Annotated in this window: 15 protein-coding genes and 1 tRNA gene; 2 read left to right on the top strand and 14 right to left on the bottom strand. The window is 71.3% G+C overall.

Annotation, left to right across the window (positions count from 1 at the left end; genetic code table 11):
* Positions 1-84: 84 nt before the first annotated feature.
* The 12 genes from rpmE to BLQ34_RS01250 form a co-directional block, all read right to left on the bottom strand.
* The gene (gene rpmE / locus BLQ34_RS01305; protein WP_091780463.1) at positions 85-309 is read right to left on the bottom strand and encodes a 50S ribosomal protein L31; all 225 of its coding nucleotides are present in this window, start codon (positions 307-309) and stop codon (positions 85-87) included.
* A 120-nt stretch (positions 310-429) separates the two neighbouring features.
* Complete coding sequence (locus tag BLQ34_RS01300) at positions 430-2499, bottom strand: sensor histidine kinase (protein ID WP_157692846.1); 2070 nt, start codon at positions 2497-2499, stop codon at positions 430-432.
* Between the two features lie 19 nt (positions 2500-2518).
* The gene (locus BLQ34_RS01295; RefSeq protein WP_091780457.1) at positions 2519-3967 is read right to left on the bottom strand and encodes a glycosyltransferase family 2 protein; all 1449 of its coding nucleotides are present in this window, start codon (positions 3965-3967) and stop codon (positions 2519-2521) included.
* A complete protein-coding gene (locus BLQ34_RS01290; RefSeq protein WP_091780454.1) occupies positions 3964-5016 on the bottom strand; it encodes a HEAT repeat domain-containing protein in 1053 nt (350 codons plus the stop codon). The genes BLQ34_RS01295 and BLQ34_RS01290 overlap by 4 nt, the downstream gene beginning before the upstream one ends.
* Positions 5013-5396, bottom strand: a complete 384-nt coding sequence (locus BLQ34_RS01285) for a response regulator transcription factor (protein ID WP_231961387.1) — start codon at positions 5394-5396, stop codon at positions 5013-5015. Before BLQ34_RS01285 ends, BLQ34_RS01290 begins: the two co-directional genes overlap by 4 nt.
* A gap of 180 nt (positions 5397-5576) precedes the next feature.
* On the bottom strand, positions 5577-7652 hold the full coding sequence (gene rho, locus BLQ34_RS01280) for a transcription termination factor Rho (protein ID WP_091780448.1): 2076 nt from the start codon (positions 7650-7652) through the stop codon (positions 5577-5579).
* 266 nt (positions 7653-7918) lie between these two features.
* On the bottom strand, positions 7919-8869 hold the full coding sequence (gene thrB / locus BLQ34_RS01275) for a homoserine kinase (RefSeq protein WP_091780445.1): 951 nt from the start codon (positions 8867-8869) through the stop codon (positions 7919-7921).
* On the bottom strand, positions 8869-9954 hold the full coding sequence (gene thrC, locus BLQ34_RS01270; protein ID WP_091780443.1) for a threonine synthase: 1086 nt from the start codon (positions 9952-9954) through the stop codon (positions 8869-8871). The genes thrB and thrC overlap by 1 nt, the downstream gene beginning before the upstream one ends.
* Entirely contained in the window at positions 9954-11321 is a 1368-nt protein-coding gene (locus BLQ34_RS01265; RefSeq protein WP_231961386.1) for a homoserine dehydrogenase, read from the bottom strand. Before BLQ34_RS01265 ends, thrC begins: the two co-directional genes overlap by 1 nt.
* Before the next feature lie 174 nt (positions 11322-11495).
* On the bottom strand, positions 11496-12932 hold the full coding sequence (gene lysA / locus BLQ34_RS01260; RefSeq protein WP_091780440.1) for a diaminopimelate decarboxylase: 1437 nt from the start codon (positions 12930-12932) through the stop codon (positions 11496-11498).
* A gap of 81 nt (positions 12933-13013) precedes the next feature.
* Complete coding sequence (gene argS, locus BLQ34_RS01255; RefSeq protein ID WP_091780437.1) at positions 13014-14660, bottom strand: arginine--tRNA ligase; 1647 nt, start codon at positions 14658-14660, stop codon at positions 13014-13016.
* A gap of 10 nt (positions 14661-14670) precedes the next feature.
* Positions 14671-15075: a response regulator gene (locus BLQ34_RS01250; protein WP_091780434.1), complete on the bottom strand. Its 405-nt coding sequence runs from the start codon at positions 15073-15075 to the stop codon at positions 14671-14673.
* A 59-nt stretch (positions 15076-15134) separates the two neighbouring features.
* Here BLQ34_RS01250 and BLQ34_RS01245 point away from each other — a divergent pair.
* Together BLQ34_RS01245 and BLQ34_RS01235 are read left to right on the top strand one after the other, a co-directional pair.
* A tRNA-Arg gene (locus tag BLQ34_RS01245) sits at positions 15135-15209 on the top strand.
* 561 nt (positions 15210-15770) lie between these two features.
* Complete coding sequence (locus tag BLQ34_RS01235; protein WP_091780426.1) at positions 15771-16415, top strand: hypothetical protein; 645 nt, start codon at positions 15771-15773, stop codon at positions 16413-16415.
* Here the strand turns inward: BLQ34_RS01235 and BLQ34_RS01230 are convergent.
* Positions 16393-17427 (bottom strand): hemolysin family protein, encoded by a 1035-nt coding sequence (locus tag BLQ34_RS01230; protein WP_091780423.1) that lies wholly within the window; start codon positions 17425-17427, stop codon positions 16393-16395. The two genes, BLQ34_RS01235 and BLQ34_RS01230, sit on opposite strands and share 23 nt — an antisense overlap.
* Positions 17424-18899, bottom strand: coding sequence for a hemolysin family protein (locus BLQ34_RS01225; protein ID WP_091780420.1), 1476 nt, complete (start codon positions 18897-18899; stop codon positions 17424-17426). Before BLQ34_RS01225 ends, BLQ34_RS01230 begins: the two co-directional genes overlap by 4 nt.
* Between the last annotated feature and the right edge of the window lie 23 nt (positions 18900-18922).

The raw sequence follows: 18922 nt of genomic DNA, 5'->3' as shown, positions 1-18922 counted from the left end.
GTTGGTGCAGAAAGAACAGGTGGTGCGGGAAAAGCAGTGCGCCGGCCCCGACCCCAGGGGGTCAGGACCGGCGCATCGGGAAAGCTACTTGCTCTCGGCAGCGGCCTTCTTGCCGTAGCGGGCCTCGAACCGGGCCACGCGGCCACCGGTGTCGAGGATCTTCTGCTTGCCGGTGTAGAACGGGTGGCACTGCGAGCACACCTCGGCGCGGATCTGGCCGGAGATCGCGGTGCTGCGAGTGGTGAACGTGGCCCCACAGGTGCAGCTCACCGTGGTCTCGACGTACTCGGGGTGGATGTCCTTGCGCAAAACGTGCTCCTTGAGTCAATGTGGCCGGGTCGGCTGGGCGGGCTGCCCGGGCGTCCGTTGCGGGACCCCGTGCCGTGAACCGGTCAGCAGTCAAGTGTGCCAGAGAGCGGCGCACATCTCCTAAACGGTGGCGACCGGCCGGCCATTCCCCACGGGGAGCAGGACTGTCATCGTCGTCCCCTCGTCCTCGACCGAGTCGACCTGGAGCTCCCCGCCGTGGCCCTCGACGATGGCCCGGACGATCGCCAGGCCGAGGCCGGTGCCGGGGATCGCGGCGGCCGTGGCGTTCGAGGCGCGGAAGAACCGGTCGAAGAGGTCGGGCAGGTCCTTCTCGGGGATGCCGATGCCGGTGTCGGCGACCCTGATCACCACGCGGTCGTCGACCTGGCCCGCGGTGATCGTGGCCCGTCCACCCGCGGGGGTGAACTTCACGGCGTTCGAGCCCAGGTTGATCAGGCTGCGCTCGAGCTGCCCCCGGTCGACCCGGATGCTCAGCGCGGGGTCGACGTCGTCCACCACGAGCGACACCCCGGCCGCGTCGGCCACCGGCCGCAGCAGGTCGGCGACCCCGGCCACCAGCTCGTCCACCTCCACGTCCTCGGTGGAGGACTGGAGGCCGGTCGCCTCGATCTTGTTGAGGACGAGGAGGTCCTCGATCAGGCCGCGGAGGCGTTGGGCGTTGCGCCCCACGATGTCGAGGGCGTCGAGCTGCTCCGGGGCGAGCGTCCCGTAGTCACCGTCCTGGAGCAGCTCGAGATAGCCGTTGATCGAGGTGAGCGGGGTGCGCAGCTCGTGCGACACGGTCGCCATGAAGTCGGTCTTCTGGCGGTCCAGCGCGGTCAGCTGTTCGACCTGCTTCTCGCGCATCTCCCGCAGCCGCAGGTCGACGATCGCCTGGGCGACGTAGCCGGCGCACTGCTGGACGGCCTGGATCTCGTAGCGGCGCCACCGCCGGGGGTTGTCCACGGTCATCAGCGACAGCACGCCGAGCCCCTGCTCGCCGACCCCGACCGGGACCATCAGGATCGACTTGGCACTGGTGGCGCGGTAGAACCGCTGGGCGCGGTCCTGCGCCTGCACGTCAGGGTGGAGGAAGTCCGACAGCACGAAGACGCTGCCCTGGCGGCGCAGCTCGTCACCGACGTCCTTGACCTCCCGCGCCAGCGAGGGTGGCAGGGCCGGCAGGTCAGGCAGGTCGTAGCGGTGCCACTGGTTGCGCTGGGTGATCGCCCCGGTGTCGTCGTGCGTGTAGAGCAGCACCCGGTCGACCGACAGCCCTTCACCGAGCATGGCGCCGACCGTCTCGAGGGCTGTGTCGACATCGGGGGCACTGTGCACCCCTCTGGCGACGTCCAGGGCCAGCTGGTGGGCCAGCAGCACCAGCGACTGCTGCTCCAGGAGCACCTGGTTTGAGCGGGTCAGCCCGTTGAAGTCGGCGGCCAGGCTGCGCACCTCGTCGGCCCCGGAGTCGGTGTCCGCCTGCGCCTCACGGTCGCCGTCCCGCTGGCGCTCCACCACGGCCCGCAGACGCTCCAGGGGGCCGGTGACCGACCCGTGCAGCAGCCGCCACCCACCGAGCACGATGCCCATGGCCACGAGGGCGGTGATCCCGACGATGGTGACGACCAGCTGCACGGACGACCGCGACGCATCCCGCGCGGCGTCGCGCTGGAGTCGGACCGCGTCGTAGAAGTCGCGGTTGCTGTCGCGGAACAACCGGAAGTCGTCGATCGCCGCGGCCTCGAGCACGGCCCGCTGCGACAGCGTGCCGGACATGCCGTCCTCGGCGGCCTCGGCTGCGTCGAACCAGCGTTCGATGGCCTGGCGCTGGGTGGCCAGCAACGCGGCATACCTGGTCCGGTCCGTCTCGCGCAGCGCATCGGACCCCAGCGCCCGCTCGATGCCGGCCAGGTCGTCGGCGACGACGTCGCGCTTGAGGCGGTAGCGGGTCAGCGGCGCCGACCCACCGACCAGCTGGCTCCAGCCCGCGTTGGCCTCGGTCATGTCGATCAGGACCGCGTTGTTCGCGTCGAAGGCGGGGCCGTAGGCCAGGGTGAGCCGGTCGATGTCACGGCCCTGGCTGACCAGGCTCGACAACGACGCTGCGGCCACGATCGGGAAGAGCAGGAGCAGTGCCAGCCCGAGGATCCGGAGCTGGCCGGAGACGGAGCGGCTGGACATCACCCGCATGGCGTCGAACCCTCCCCGCTCACGCTGCACCGTCGTCGAAGCCGGTGCGCGTCATGACGCCCCAGACCTGCTGCTTGCGGCGCAGGCTCGCCCACCAGCCCTCCAGCCGCCACCACACCGTCAGCTGGCGGTAGCCGATGTTCTCGAGCACCGAGGCGAGGAGGGTCAGCCACAGGTCGCGCCACCGCTCGTGCCGGTGGAACGACCACTCCTCGGCCGCCATCGCCGAGAGGGTGACCAGGACCGCGAGGCCGTAGGCCAGCACCAGGAAGAGGATCGCGTAGGGGATGTTGACGACCCCGAGGAACACCGCGAGCGGGACGATGAGGATCCCGAAGAACTCGAGCAGCGGCGCGCACAGCTCGAAGACCCAGTAGTACGGCAGGGCGACCATGCCGACCTTGCCGTAACGCTTGCGCAGGAGCATCCCCCGGTAGGCCCACAGCGTCTCCCACAGTCCGCGGTGCCAGCGTCGACGCTGGTTGCGCAGCACCTTGAGGGTGGACGGGACCTCGGTCCACAGCACCGGCTCGGGCACGAACCCGACGCGGTAGTCGCGACCCTCGTCGTGCAGCCGCCGGTGGATCCGCAGCACCAGCTCGAAGTCCTCACCGATGCTGTCGGGGTCGAGCCCTCCGGCGTCGACGATCACGTCCCGGCGGAACAGGCCGAACGCACCGCTGATCAGGATGAGCGCCCCGAACCGCGACCAGCCCGTGCGGCCGAGGAGGAAGGCCCGGAGGTACTCGACGACCTGGATCCGGGCCAGCCACTGCTGGGGCATCTGGACGCGGACGATGCGACCCGAGACCACCCGGCTGCCGTTGACCGGCCGGATCGCCCCACCCGCGGCGACCATCCGGATCGGGTCGTCGGCGAACGGCTGGGTGACCCGCAGGAGGGCGTCGGGCTCGAGGATCGAGTCGGCGTCGATCATCGCGATGAGCGGCTCGCTGGCGGCGTTGATGCCGACGTTGAGCGCCTCGGACCGACCGGAGTTCTCCTTGCGGACCACGACGAGCCGGGTGCGACCGTCGCTGGGCACGTGCACGTCGATGATGCGCGCCCGGATCGGCACGTCCCGCGGGATCTCCCGTGGGATGGCGACCAGGTCGAAGGCGGCGCGGAGCCGCTCGAAGGTGCCATCGGTGCTCCCGTCGTCGATGACGACGACCTCGTGGCGCGGGTAGCGCAGCGAGAGGATGGCCTGCACCGAGGTGACGATGCCGACCTCCTCGTTGTAGGCCGGGACCAGCAGGGACACCCCGGGGGTCAGCGCTCCCCCGAAGGTCTCGACGACCGCCTCACGGCGCCGGTGCTGGGCCCGGAAGTCGATGGCCGCCAGCACGATCAGCGTGAGGTAGGACAGGTTGATGACGGTGAAGTAGACGAGGATCGGCACGGACGTGACGTCCATCAGCCAGACGACTGCCGACCGCAGTCCCTCGAGGACACCATCGACGCTCATGCGGGGTGCCCTTGCAGCCGGGCCAGGGCCCTGGCCGTCTCCGTGCTCGCGTTGGCCGGCGCCTGGTCGAGGGCCGCGCGGCCTACCGGGCCGAGGCGCAGCAGCGACGTCGCGGCGATCTCGGCGAGCCTCGGGTCGGGGTCGGCGAGCAGCCCCTGCAGCCCTTCGACGGCACCGGGGTCGCCGAGGTCGGCGAGCGCCTCGGCACACGCACGGCGCAGCGAGCTGGGCTCATCGGGGTCCGTCCCCTGCAGGAGGACGGCGACGTCGGCGGGGCGGCCCATCCGACCCAGCGCCACGGCCGCTGCGGCGCGGACCGTCGTGTCCTCGTCGGTGGCGAGTGAGAGCCGGAGCACGTCGATCGAGCGGGTGAAGCTGCCCTCACCGCTGAGGTATGCCGCGACCGTGCGGGTCGTGGGGCTGACCGCCAGCAGTCCGTCGCGCAGCGCGTCGGCGATGCCGACTCCCATCCCCTCCAGCGCGTCCGCGGCCGGGCCCGCGGGGACCACCCGGTCCGCTCCGACCGCGGCCAGCAGGGGCGGTGCCGCGCTCGGCTGACCCAGCCGCCCGAGCGCCCGGGTGGCCGCGACCCGCACCTCGGGAGCGGGGTCCTTCAGCGCCTCGACGACCAGCGGGAGGGCCGCGCCGACGCGGCACAGCCCCAGCACGTGGGCGGCCCGGGCACGGCGGATGGTGCTGCGGTGCACCAGGTCGTGCGGTGCCCGGTCGACCGCGCCGTGGGCGAGCAGGACCGCGGCCAGCTCCTCGGCCGGCGCCCCCCGGACCTTCTCCAGCAGCTCGACGACCACGTCGTCGAGCGCGTCACGAGCCGGTCCGTCCACGGCGATGAGGGCATCGCGGGCGCTGCCGTCGTCGTCCTCCCCCGACGCGACGGCGAGCAGCGCTGGGCGGTGCGGCGCGACGAGCGCATGAGTCCGCCGGTCGCGCAGGGTGCGCGTCACCTTGGTGGAGACGATCACCAGGACGAGGGCGACGCACGTGAGCAGGACCAGGGCCGAGGAGGCCCACAGGATGCCGCGCGCGCTCACCTGACGCGGGCCAGGATCCCGTTGACGCGGTGCAGCAGCTCCCGTGGGCTGAACGGCTTGATGACGTAGTCGTCGGCGCCGACGGCGAAACCGGTGTCGACGTCGCTGTCGCGCGACTTGGCACTCAGCAGCAGCACGGGCACCGAGGCGTCCCCGCTCTCGCGGATCTTGCGCAGAACGTCGATGCCGGAGAGTCCCGGCATCATGACGTCGAGGATCACCAGTGCCGGGGGTTCCGCCTGGAACGCCTCCCAGGCACTCAGCCCGTCGCCGACGGCCTGCACGGCGTAGCCAGCCTGGGAGAGCTTGAACTCGACGAGGTCGCGGATGTCCGGGTCGTCGTCGGCGACGAGCACTCGGATTCCCTCACCGGTGGTCACTGGTGATTCCTTTCGTTGGGATGCAAATGCGCGGACCTGCATCAAATGTAGGGCTTCGGCAGCCGTTTTCCCCGCTCATCCCGCACAGCGGCGGCACAGCACAGCAAACCCACCGACACGCGTGAAGGGGTCCGGCACCTCTTCGGCGCCGGACCCCTCACGGATTGGACCGCGCCGGGCTCAGTCCCGGTCGTCGTCGTCGAGGCGGATCGACGAGCTCTGCTGCACCTGCATCAGGAACTCGATGTTGCTCTTGGTCTTCTTCAACCGGTCGATCAGCAGCTCGATGCCCTGCTGCTGGTCGAGCGCAGCGAGCACCCGGCGCAGCTTCCACATGATCTTCAGCTCGTCGCCCGACAGGAGGATCTCCTCCTTGCGGGTGCCCGAGTTGTTGATGTCGACCGCGGGGAAGATCCTGCGGTTGGCCAGGCCACGGTCGAGCTTGAGCTCCATGTTGCCGGTGCCCTTGAACTCCTCGAAGATCACCTCGTCCATCCGCGAGCCGGTCTCCACGAGCGCGGTGGCCAGGATCGTCAGCGAGCCGCCGTTCTCGATGTTGCGGGCCGCGCCGAAGAACTTCTTGGGCGGGTACAGGGCAGCCGAGTCGACCCCACCGGACAGGATCCGGCCACTCGCAGGGGCGGCGAGGTTGTAGGCGCGCCCCAGCTTGGTGATCGAGTCGAGCAGCACGACCACGTCGTGACCCATCTCGACCAGGCGCTTGGCCCGCTCGATGGCCAGCTCGGCCACCGTCGTGTGGTCCTCCGCCGGGCGGTCGAAGGTCGAGGAGATGACCTCGCCCTTGACGGCCCGCTGCATGTCGGTGACCTCTTCGGGTCGTTCGTCGACGAGGACGACCATGAGGTGGCACTCAGGGTTGTTGGTCGTGATGGCGTTGGCGATGGCCTGCATGACCATCGTCTTGCCAGCCTTGGCGGGGGCCACGATCAGCCCGCGCTGGCCCTTGCCGATGGGTGCGACCAGGTCGATCACCCGGGTCGTCAGCAGGCTCGGGTCGGTCTCGAGCCGCAGGCGCTGCTGCGGGTAGAGCGGCGTGAGCTTGCCGAACTCGATGCGCTTGCGGGCATCCTCGGCGGACATGCCGTTGACGGTGTCGAGCCGCACCAGCGCGTTGAACTTCTGTCGCTGGTTCTGTGGTGCGTCCTCGCGCTGTGCCTTGACGGCACCGGTGACGGCATCGCCCTTGCGCATGCCGTTCTTCTTGACCATGCCCAGCGGCACGTAGACGTCACCGGGGCCCGGCAGGTAGCCCGAGGTGCGGACGAAGGCGTAGTTGTCGAGGACGTCGAGGATGCCGGCGACCGGCACCAGGACGTCGTCCTCCTCGAGCATCGGCTCGCTGTCGTAGTCGTTGCCGTAGTCGCCGCGCTGTCCGCGCTTGTCGCGGTTGCGGTTCCGGTTGCGGTTGCGGCGGCGACCGCCACGACCCTCGCCGTCGTCGTCATAACCCTGCTGGTTCTGGGTCTGGTTGCGACCACTTTGGTCACGGTCGTCCTGGGCGCCCTGGTTGCGGTCGCCCTGGTCCCGGCCGCCCTGGGTGCGGCCACCCTGCTGGTCCCGGTTGCGCTCGTCCTGCTGGCGGTCGTCCTGCTGGCCACGGTCACCGCGCTGGCGGTCACCGCGCTGGGAGTCGTCCTGCTGGCCACGGTCACCGCGCTGGCGGTCACCGCGCTGGGAGTCGTCCTGCTGGCCACGGTCACCGCGCTGGCGGTCGTCCTGCTGGCCACGGTCACCGCGCTGGCGGTCACCGCGCTGGGAGTCGTCCTGCTGGCCACGGTCACCGCGCTGGGAGTCGTCCTGCTGGCCACGGTCACCGCGCTGGCGGTCGTCCTGCTGGCCACGGTCACCGCGCTGGCGGTCGTCCTGCTGGCCACGGCCGCCACGGGTCCGGGCCGGCCGGTCTCCCGCGTCGCTGCGCTCGGAGGCCTCACGGGCCGGTGCGGCGTCCCGACGCTCGGTGCCCTCGCTGCGGGTCGGCTGCTCTGCTGCGGGCGTCTCGGCTCGCGCCGGTCGCTCCTGCTGCGGTGCGGTGCGCCGGGTCGGTGCGCCCGTGCCCGACTGCCGGTCCTTGATGGCGGTGACGAGGTCGCCCTTGCGCATCTTGGCCGTGCCGGTGATGCCCATGCTCGCGGCCAGGCCCTGGAGCTCGGCCACCTTCATGGTGCTGAGAGCACCGGAGCGGCGCGGCTTCTCGTCCTGCGAACCCGCAGTGTCGAGCGTGGTGGTGTCTGTCACGAAGGATCCTTCCCCCTCGTTCGCGGCCGGTGTTCAGATCCCGGTCCGGTGCTTGGGTCAGCAGTGCTGACCGATGGAGCCACATGCGGCACAGGGAGGCGTGGCAGCACCAAGGCCGCCGACATGTGGTGGGTTGCAGTCCGCTGCTGGATGCGCAAGAGGAGGCATCGGCTGCGAGTGCGCTCACAATGTAACACCGTTGGCACCGTGGCCCCCCACTGTCCACCCATCCCGCCGGGCTCGTGTCGGCCTGCGACCGGCCGCGCTCAGGTCGCCGGTGTCGCCGGAGTCACGTCCTCGACCTGAGCGCCCACGGCGGGCACACCGGGGTCGAGGACCGTCCAGTCGTCGCCGGCCATGCCTGCGACCGCGGCCCCCTCGGCTCCCCTCACGAGCACGAGGACCGACGGACCGGCGCCCGACACCACCGCGGCGTGCCCGGCCGCACGCAGGGAGTCGACCAGCCCCATGGACGCGGCGAAGGAGTCCCTGCGCGCTTCCTGGTGCAACCACTCACGGGTCGCGTCGAGCAGGTGCTCAGGGTGGCTGGTCAGCGCCAGGACGAGCAGCGCCGCCCGGGCGGAGTTCAGGGCCGCGTCGCCGTGCCGGATCTGCGTCGGGAGGACGGAGCGGGCCTTGGCGGTCGACAGCTGCGCGGCCGGCACGAACACCAGCGGTCGGACCTCCGGGTGCGGCTGGAGCCGGAGCGTGCGGGTGCCCAGCTCCGGCGCATCCGACCACGACAGGGTCAGGCCGCCGTAGACGGAGGCGGAGGAGTTGTCGGGGTGGCCCTCGAGCCGGGCCGCCAGGTCGTTCGTGAAGGTGCGGTCGAGCTCGATGGCGACCCCGCGGCATACCTCCGCAAGTCCTTGCGCGGCAACGATTCCGGTGACGATCGCCGTCGCTGACGAGCCGAGCCCACGGCCGTGGGGCACCTCGTTGTGGCAGCTCAGGTGCAGTCCCCTTGGGGCGCTGACCCCGAGCTCGTCCCAGGCGCGCAGCATGGTGCGCACCACCAGGTGGCTGGCGTCGCGGGGCACCTCGGCGGCCCCCTGGCCCTCGACGTCCACGGTGATCCCGGGGTGGTCGGTGACGGTGGCGGTGCAGGTGTCCCAGAGCCCGAGGGCTAGCCCGACGGAGTCGAAACCCGGCCCGAGGTTCGCGCTGCTGGCCGGCACCCGCACCCGCACGGAGCTGCCGACGACCACCTCGCGCATCAGTCCTGCAGACCCAGCGCCCGCGCCGCGGTGAACGCGTCGACCGGCACCCGGGTCGGGGCGACGTCGGAGCCGTCGGCGTTGCGCAGCGCCCACTGCGGGTCCTTGAGCCCGTGCCCGGTGACGGTGCAGACGATGGTCGCCCCGGCCGGGACCTGCCCGGCCTCGGCGGCCTGCAGCAGGCCGGCGACGGATGCCGCCGAACCCGGCTCGACGAAGATGCCCTCGCGGGCGCTGAGGATGCGGTGGGCCGTGAGGATCTGCTCGTCGGTCACCGACTCGATGCGCCCGCCCGACTCGTCGCGCGCGGCCTCGGCCTGCTGCCACGACGCGGGGTTGCCGATGCGGATCGCGGTGGCGATGGTGTCGGGCTCGTCGACCGGGTGGCCGAGCACGATCGGCGCGGCACCGGCGGCCTGGAAGCCCCACATCTGCGGGAGCCGCGTCGCCGGGCCGGGCTGCTCGCTGCTGCGGTGGTACTCGCGGTAGCCCTTCCAGTAGGCGGTGATGTTGCCGGCGTTACCGACCGGGAGGCAGTGGATGTCGGGGGCGTCGCCGAGCGCGTCGACGACCTCGAAGGACGCGGTCTTCTGGCCCTCGATGCGGGCCGGGTTGACCGAGTTGACCAGCTCCACCGGGTAGGCCTCGGCGAGCTTGCGGGCCAGGGTCAGGCAGTCGTCGAAGTTGCCGTCCACCTGGAGCAGCGTCGCGCCGTGCGCGATCGCCTGGCTGAGCTTGCCCATGGCGATCTTGCCCTCGGGCACGAGCACCGCGCAGGCCATGCCTGCCTTCGTCGCGTATGCCGCGGCGCTGGCACTGGTGTTGCCCGTCGACGCGCAGATCACCGCCTTGGCCCCGTGCTTGGCCGCCATCGAGATCGCGGCGGTCATCCCGCGGTCCTTGAACGACCCCGTGGGGTTGAGCCCCTCGTACTTCACGTACACCTCGGCGCCGGTGAGCTCCGACAGGTGCTCGGCCGGCACGAGCGGGGTGCCGCCCTCCTGGAGGGTCACCACCGGTGCGCCCTCGAGCATCGGGAGGCGGTCGGCATACTCGCGGATCACGCCGCGCCACAGGCTGGGCATCAGGCGCCCTCCACCCGCATCACGGACACGACCTCACGCACCGTGTCGAGACCGGACAGGGCACGGACGGTCGCGGACAGCGCGGCGTCGGGGGCGGTGTGGGTCACGACGATGAGGTTCGCACGGGTCTCCCCCGCGTCGCCGTCGGGCCCGTCCGGGTCGGCCGCGATGATGTGCTGGCGCACGGTCTCGATCGACACGGCGTGCTCGGCGAACGAGGTCGCGACCTGCGCGAGGACACCCGGACGGTCGGCGACGTCGAGGCTGATGTGGTACCTCGTGAGCGCCTGGCCCATCTCGAGCACGGGCAGGTCGGCGTAGGCGCTCTCACCGTGGCCGCGGCCTCCGCCGACGCGATGACGGGCCACCGCCACGACGTCGCCCAGGACCGCGCTGGCAGTGGGGTCGCCCCCCGCACCCTTGCCGTAGAACATCAGCTGACCCGCGGCGTCGGCCTCGACGAAGACGGCGTTGAACGCGTCTCGGACGCCGCCGAGGGGGTGCGACCTCGGGATCATCGCCGGGTGCACGCGGACGCTCACCCCGGCCGTCGAGCGGCCGTCGGAGCCGATCGTCTCGGTGCGCTCGCAGATCGCGAGCAGCTTGACCACGCAGTCCATCTCGCGGGCAGCCTGCACGTCCGCAGCGCTCACCTCGGTGATGCCCTCGCGGTAGACCTGGTCGCTGGACACGCGGGTGTGGAAGGCGAGGGAGGCCAGGATGGCGGCCTTGGCCGCTGCGTCGAACCCCTCGACGTCAGCTGTCGGGTCGGCCTCTGCGTAGCCGAGCGCCTGCGCCTGCTCGACCGCCTCGGCGAAGCCCTGACCGGTCGTGTCCATCTTGTCGAGCACGTAGTTGGTGGTGCCATTGACGATCCCGAGCACCTTGCGCACCTCGTCACCCGCGAGCGACTCGCGGATCGGGCGCAGGATCGGGATCGCGCCGGCGACCGCGGCCTCGTAGTAGAGGTCGACCCCGTGCTCGGCCGCCTCCGCGTAGAGCGCCGGACCGGCCTCGGCCAGCAGGGCCTTGTTGGCGGACACCACCGAGGCACCGCTCTTCATCGCCAGCTCGATCAGGCTGCGGGCCGGCTCGATCCCCCCGATCACCTCCACGACGATGTCGGCCCGGGTGACCAGGGACTCGGCGTCGGTCGTGAACAGCGCAGGGTCGACGGGCAGGTCGGAGCGGTCCTTGCCCGCACGGCGGACGGCGATGCCCACCAGCTCGAGACGGCGCCCCACGCGTGCGGCGAGGTCGTCACCGTGCTCGACGAGCATCCGGGCCACCGACGACCCGACCACCCCGCACCCGAGGAGGGCAACCCTGAGGGGCGCCTCCTGCGTGACCTGCTGGTTCTCGCTCACCACTGCTCCTCGCGCCCACCGTGGGGCCTCGCCGTCCGGACCATGGTGCCCGGTGTCCATGTCGTGGACGGCCATTGTCCCGTCATCCGGACGTTCTTCGACCGAGGACACGTCACGCCGTCGATCTTGCGGCCTTCGGCCGATTTCGGCGGCGTGTCCTGTCCTCCGTCGGCCTCAGCCCTGGTCGAGGGCCAGCAGGTCGTCGACCGTCTCGCGACGGACGAGCACCCGCGCCCGGCCGTCCCGCACCGCGACGACCGGGGGCCGGGGGGTGTGGTTGTACTGGCTGGCCATGCTGCGGCAGTAGGCGCCGGTGCCCGGCACCGCGACCAGGTCGCCGGGGGCGATGTCGTCGGGCAGGTACTCGTCCATCACGACGATGTCGCCGCTCTCGCAGTGCTTCCCGACCACGCGGGCCAGTCGCGGTTTCGCGTCGGAGCGGCGGCTGGCGAGGGTGCACGAGTAGTCGGCGTCGTAGAGGGCGGTGCGGATGTTGTCGCTCATCCCGCCGTCGACCGACACGTAGGTGCGCTTGGCTCCCCCGCCCAGGTCGACGTCCTTGACCGTGCCCACCTCGTAGAGGGTGAAGGTGCTCGGTCCGACGATGGCCCGGCCGGGCTCGATGGAGATCCGTGGCGTCGGGGTGTCGGGGCTGCCGTCGCCGACTGCCTTGAGCTCGCGCTGCACCAGGTCGGCCATCTGCTCGCCGAGCTGCCCGGGCTCCAACGGCGTGTGCTCCGAGGTGTAGGCGATGCCGTAACCGCCACCGAGGTCGAGCTCGGGCAGGTGGATCCCGTGCACGCGCGCGACCTCCGCGTGCAGGCCGATCAGCCGGCGCGCCGAGACCTCGAACCCCGAGGTGTCGAAGATCTGGCTCCCGATGTGGGAGTGCAGCCCCAACAGCTCGAGGTGGTCGGGCTGCGCGACGATCCGCGCGACGGCCTCGGCCGCCTGTCCGCCGGCGAGCGAGAAGCCGAACTTCTGGTCCTCGTGGGCCGTCGCGATGAACTCGTGGGTGTGCGCCTCCACGCCCACCGTGACGCGGACCATCACCGGCGCCCGGACCCCGAGCTCGGCGGCGACGCCCACGATCCGGTCGATCTCGTCGAACGAGTCGACGACGATCCGGCCGACCCCGTAGGACAGTGCCTGACGGATCTCGGCGGTCGACTTGTTGTTGCCGTGCAACCCGATCCGCTCCGCAGGGAAGCCCGCACGCTGCGCGACGGCCAGCTCGCCACCGGAGCAGACGTCGAGGCTGAGGCCCTCGTCGGCGACCCAGCGCGCGACCTCCGTGCAGAGGAACGCCTTGCCGGCGTAGAACACGTCCACCCCACCGAGCTCGGCGAACGGCGCGCCGAACTCGTCGCGGAACGCCCGGGCCCGCGCCCGGAAGTCAGCCTCGTCGATGACGTATGCCGCCGTGCCGAACTCGCGTGCGAGGCTCACCACGTCGAGGCCTCCGACCGTCAGGCGACCCTGCTCATCGCGGTCTACGGTCTGCGGCCACAGCTGCGGCAGCAGCTCCATGACGTCGGTGGGCCAGGGCAACCAGTGCGGCGGCCCGCCATACCCCTCGGCATGGAGGGCTCCCGCCTCGTGAGCGCGCATCTGCTGCCTGCCTTTCCGGCTCCGTCGTCCCGCGCCTGTCGGCGTCCGGGACCCACTGTCCCGCGGCCGGCGCGGCCGGGGTCACATCCGCTCGGGTGCCGAGACTCCGAGGAGGTCGAGACCGTTGGCGAGCACCTGGCGCGTCGCGTCGTTGAGCCACAGCCGCGTCCGGTGCAGGTCGGTGATCTCCTCGTCGGCGCTCATCGGCCGGACCCGGCAGGTGTCGTACCACTTGTGGAAGTGGCCGGCGAGGTCCTCGAGGTAGCGCGCCACCCGGTGCGGCTCGCGCAGGTGCGCCGCCTGGGCCACCACGCGGGGGAAGTCACCGAGGATCGCGAGCAGCGCCGCCTCGGTCGGGTCGGTGAGCAACGAGGGGTCGAAGCCCTCGCCGCGCACCACGCCGTCCTCTGCCGACAGCCGGGCCACGTTGGAGGTGCGGGCGTGGGCGTACTGCACGTAGAAAACCGGGTTGTCGTTGGTCTTCTTGCGCAGCTCCTCGCCGTCGAGCGACAGCGGGCTGTCGGCCGGGTAGCGCGACAGGGAGTAACGGATCGCATCGGTGCCGATCCAGCGGATCAGGTCGCGCAGCTCGATGATGTTGCCGGCCCGCTTGGACAGCTTGGCGCCGCCGAGGTTGACCAGCTGGCCGATCTGGACCTCGATGTTGTGCTCGGGGTCGTCACCGGCGCAGGCCGCGATCGCCTTGAGCCGGTTGATGTAGCCGTGGTGGTCGGCACCCAGCAGGTAGATCTTCTCGTCGAAGCCGCGGTCCTTCTTGGACAGGTAGTAGGCCGCGTCGGCGGCGAAGTAGGTCGGCTCGCCGTTCGCGCGGACCATCACCCGGTCGCGGTCGTCGGTGAAGTCCGTGGTGCGCAGCCACACCGCACCCTCGGAGTCGTAGACGTGCCCCTGCTCGCGCAGCCTCGCGACGGCCTGCTCGACCGCGCCCGAGTCGTGCAGCTCGGCCTCGGAGAACCACACGTCGAAGTGCACGCCGAAGTCGGCGAGGGTGTCCTTGATGTCCTGCAGCTGCGCGACGTACCCGAGCCGGCGGGCCTCGGCCAGCGCCTCGTCGTCCGGCAGGTCGAGCAGGTCCGGCCGCGCGGCGAGCGCGGTGGCGGCCAGGTCGTCGACGTAGGCACCCGGGTAGCCACCCTCGGGCGTGGGCTCGCCCTTCGCGCTGGCCAGGACCGACGCGCCGAACTTGTCCATCTGCGCGCCCGCGTCGTTGATGTAGTACTCCGTCGTGACCGTCGCCCCCGACGCCGTGAGCAGCCGGCTCATGGCGTCGCCGAGCGCGGCCCACCGGGTGTGCCCGAGGTGCAGCGGTCCGGTCGGGTTGGCCGAGATGAACTCGACGTTGATGACGTGACCGGCCTCGGAGTCGTTGCGGCCGTAAGCCTCACCGGCCTCGACGATGGTGCGGGCCAGCTCGCCCGCCGACGCGGCATCAAGGGTGATGTTGAGGAAGCCCGGCCCGGCGATGTCGACGGCCTTGACGCCGGCGACCCGGCCCAGGCGCTCGGCGAGCTTGGTCGCGACGTCGCGCGGCGGCATACCGGCAGCCTTGGCCAGCTGGAGCGCGACGTTGGTGGACCAGTCGCCGTGGTCCCGGTTCCTGGGTCGCTCCACGCGGACCTCCGCGGGCACGTCCACGGTGAAGTCGCCGGCGGCGACGGCTTCGGTGAGGGCGGTGCGGATGGCTGCGGAGAGCTCTTCGGGAGTCACCCGCCAAAGTCTAGGGCGCGGGCGTGTGCGCCCTTCCCTCGGCCATGAAGCCCGAGACGAGGTCGAGCAGGTGGTCGGGGTCGAACGGCTTGGCGAGGAAGGCGTCGAGTCCCGAGCCCTGGGCCTGCGCCCGGTCGTGCTGCTGGACCGACGCGGTCACCATGATCACCGGGATGTGGGCCAGTCGTGGGTCGGCCCGGATGTGGGCGATGGTCCACCACCCGTCGCGGGGGGTCATCTGCGCATCGACCGTGATCACCCCTGGCAGGGTCTCGAGATCGTGCAGCGCCGCCACCAGCTCCTCGCCGTCACCCGCCTCCCGGACCTCGTAGCCCTCCAGCTCGAGGTTGACGCGGATGAGCCGGCGGATCTGCGCCGTGTCGTCGCAGACGTAGACGAGTCCCCCGCGTTCCATGGGAGCCACCCTAGGCTGCTAACCTCTGCGGGCGCCTCCTTCGCGGGGCGCACGTGTCCGCCCCCGTAGCTCAGGGGATAGAGCACCGCCCTCCGGAGGCGGGAGCGCAGGTTCGAATCCTGCCGGGGGCACCATGGAGAGGCCCTGCTGCGGCAGGGCCTCTCGCCTTCTCTCGAGCGGGTGCCAAAGTGCGCTTCCAGCCACTCCAAGGCGCGTTCTTCCACCTCGTCGGGGTGGCCTGTGGATGACTCGGCCTCGGTGTGTCGGCGCCTCGCCATCATGGGCGGATGCCGTCACCACGCACTCGACTACCTCCCGTCCTGGCTGCCGGTGCCTTCACCGTGGCGCAGGCACGCACACACGGCGTCGGGAAAGGCCGCCTCCGAGGGTCCGATCTGGTCCGACCGCTGCATGGAGTGCGGCAGCTGGCTGGCGACACGGGCGGATCCGTCGCCGACGAGACCGGCAACGGGGCCCCTACGGTTCGTCCAGCCAGCCTGGCCATCGCCCGGGCAGCGGCGCTCGTCCTTCCGGGCGACGCCGCCTTCTCGCACTGCACAGCTGCGCTGCTTCACGGTTTCACCCTGCCTCGCAGCCATGAGCACGCGCTGCCCCTGCACGTCTGCCGCACGTCGAACCGCAACCCTGTCGACCGCCCTCAGGTCCGCGCCCACAGAGGTCTGGAGTCCAGACGCGTGACCACGGTGGCCGGACTTCGAGTCGTTGCCGGCGTTGATGTCTGGGTCGACCTGGGTTCGGTGTTGGGCATCGAGGACCTCGTGGTCATCGGTGACCAGATCGCCCGCCGTGCTGGTTCCGTGGACCTGTTGCACCGTGTCCTGGAGCGCCGCGGCGCGGTGCGGGGAGTTCGGAGCCTCCGTGAGGCACTCCGCTGGGTGCGGATCGGCTCCGAGTCGGCGATGGAGAGCCGGGTGCGGTTGCTGTTCGCTCGGTACGGGCTGCCTGAGCCGGAGCTCAATGGTGAGATCACCGCGGCGGACGGGTCCGGGTTCGTCTGCCGGGGCGACTTCGTCTGGAGGGACCAGAAGGTGGTCGGTGAGTATCAAGGACGTCATCACTTCGGCACCTTCGACCGAGGCGACGACGACATATCGCGGCGGCTGCTGGTCGAGGACGACGACTGGAAGTACGTCGAGCTCACCAAACGCGACTACTTCAACCCTGCGCGACGCGTCGCGATGGTGCGACGGTTGGCGCGCCATCTTGGCGTCGAGGTGGTGGCAGATCGACCCCCGAAGGCGTGGAACGGTCGATTTGCCACCACGTCGACGTGCCTGACGGCGGGTCCGGACGGGGTCAGCGTTGTGAGGCGTCGGTGACCTCGCCGACCAGCTCCTCGATGACGTCCTCGAGGAAGACCACCCCGATGTCGGTGCCCTCCGGGTCGACCACCCGTGCCAGGTGCGAACCGGTGCGCTGCATGGTGCGCAGGACCTCCTCGACCTCGTCGGCGGCCTGCACGGTGGCCAGCTTGCGCACTCGCTTCACCGGCACCGCGATGTCACGCTCGGTGTCGTCGGCGTAGAGCACGTCCTTGAGGTGGAGGTAGCCGCTGAGCTCGCCGGCCCGGTCGAGCATCGGGTAGCGGGAGAAGCCGCGCTTGGCGACGAGCCGCTCGACGTCGTCCGGGGTCGCCGTGAGGGGCAGGGTGACCAGGTCGGACAGCGACACGGCGACGTCGACGGCGTCCTTGTCGCTGAACTCGAGGGCGGCCCCGACCAGGCCGTGCTGACCCTCCTCGATCAGCCCTTCGTGATGGCTCTCGGCGAGGATGTGCTCGACCTCCTCCACGGTGAACGCGGAGGTGATCTCGTCCTTGGGCTCAACCCGGAAGAGCCGCACCAGCGCCTTCGCGAGCGACTCCATGACGGCGATGATCGGCCGCAGCGCCCGGGTGATGTAGAGCAGCACCGGCACCAGCACCAGAGCCGAGCGCTCGGGGCCTGCGAGCGCGAGGTTCTTGGGGATCATCTCGCCCACGACGACGTGCAGGTAGACCACGATGAGGAGCGCGAGGGCGAGGGCCAGGCCGTCGGTGACCCCCTCGGGCAGCCCCAGGTGGTGCACGACCGGCTCGAGGGCGTGGTGCAGGGCGGCCTCGGAGATGGCACCCAGCAGCACCGAGCAGACGGTGATGCCGAGCTGGGCGCAGGCGAGGAGGGAGCCCATCTGCTCGAGTGCGTCGAGGCAGACCTGCGCACGCCGGGAACCGTTGGCCGCCAACGGCTCCAGCGTGGAGCGGCGGGCTGCCATCGCGGCGAACTCCGCGCCGACGAAAAACGCATTGAGGAGCAGCAGCAGGATCGTGACCCAGATCGCGACGCCGCTCATCGGGGATCCTCCGCGGGCCGGCCGCCAGCGGTGACCGAGCGGCCGCCGGGCGGGGTGCCGCCGCCCGACGCGGTGCCGCCGCCCGCTGCGGTGCCGCCGCCCGACGCGGTGCCGCTGCCCGCTGCGGTCGCGCCGCCGGGTGCAGCCCGGCCGCGTCCTGCCTCGTCGGCGTCGTGGTCGACCGTCGGGACGAAGCGCAGCCGGTCGGCCCGCATGCCGTCCATCGCGAGCACGGTGATGTCCCACCCGTCGATCGAGACGCTGTCGCCGACCGCGGGGATGCGGCCGAGGTCGGCCATCACGAAGCCGCCGGTCGTCTCGTAGGCCGGACCGTCCGGGACGACGGCGCCCAGCCGCTCGCGCACCTCGTCGGGTCGCCACAACCCCGGCACCGTCCATGAGCCGTCGGTGAACTGTCGCCCGGTGGTGCGGAACACGTCGTGCTCGTCGGACACCTCCCCGACGATCTCCTCGACGACGTCCTCCAGCGTGACGATGCCCGCCGTTCCGCCGTACTCGTCGACGACGATGGCCAGCTGGAGCCCGTGCTCGCGCAGCATCAGCAGCAGCGGGTCGAGGCGGATCGTCTCCGGCACGAGCAGCGGCGGCACCATGAGCGCCGACACCGGCACGTCCCGCCGGCGCTCGTGCGGCACCGCGATGGCGCGCTTCACGTGGACGACGCCGTCGATGTCGTCCCAGTCCTCCCCCGTCACCGGGAAGCGGGAGTGCCCGGTGCGGCGGGCGAGCCGCACGACGTCCTCGGCGGTGGCGGTCCGCTCGATCGACGAGGCCCGGGCCCGCGGGCTCATCACGTCGGCCGCGGTCTGCTCGCCGAACCCGAGCGACTTGGTGACCAGGCGCGCGGTGCCCGCGTCGAGGGTGCCTGCCTCGGCAGAGCGTCGCACCAGGGAGGCGAGCTCCTGCGGGGTGCGGGCGCCCGACAGCTCCTCCTGAGGGGTGATGCCCAGCGCCCGCAGGAAGAGGTTGGCCGAGCCGTTCAGCACGAAGATCAGCGGACGGGCGACCACGGCGAACCCGCGGACCGGCATCGCCACGACCTTGGCCGTCGCGAGCGGGGCGGAGATGCCGAGGAACTGCGGCAGGAGCTCACCGAAGACCATCGAGAAGAGCGTGGCGATGACCAGCGCCAGGACCGCAGCCACCGAGTCGAGGGTGGAGCCCCGCAGCCCCAGGGCGTGCAGGGGCGTCTCGAGCAGGGCTCCGAGCGACGGGGTGGCCAGGAACCCGAGCACCAACGTCGTCAGCGTGATGCCCACCTGGGCGGCGGACAGCTGGGTCGAGAGACCGCGCAGCGACCCCAGCACCACCTCCGCCCGGGTGTCCCCCGCGTCCACGGCCTTCTGCACGGTGGGCCGGTCGAGGGCCACCAGGGAGAACTCCGTGGCGACGAAGACGGCGGTCCCGATCGTCAGCCCCACGCCGGTCAGGACCAGCAGCCATTCGGTCATAGTGCGGCCATCCTAGGGCGACA

Source organism: Pedococcus dokdonensis, from assembly GCF_900104525.1.
Lineage (GTDB): Bacteria > Actinomycetota > Actinomycetes > Actinomycetales > Dermatophilaceae > Pedococcus > Pedococcus dokdonensis.
The sequence above is the reverse complement of the archived record's forward strand: the minus strand, read 5'-3'. Positions and strand labels throughout refer to the sequence as shown.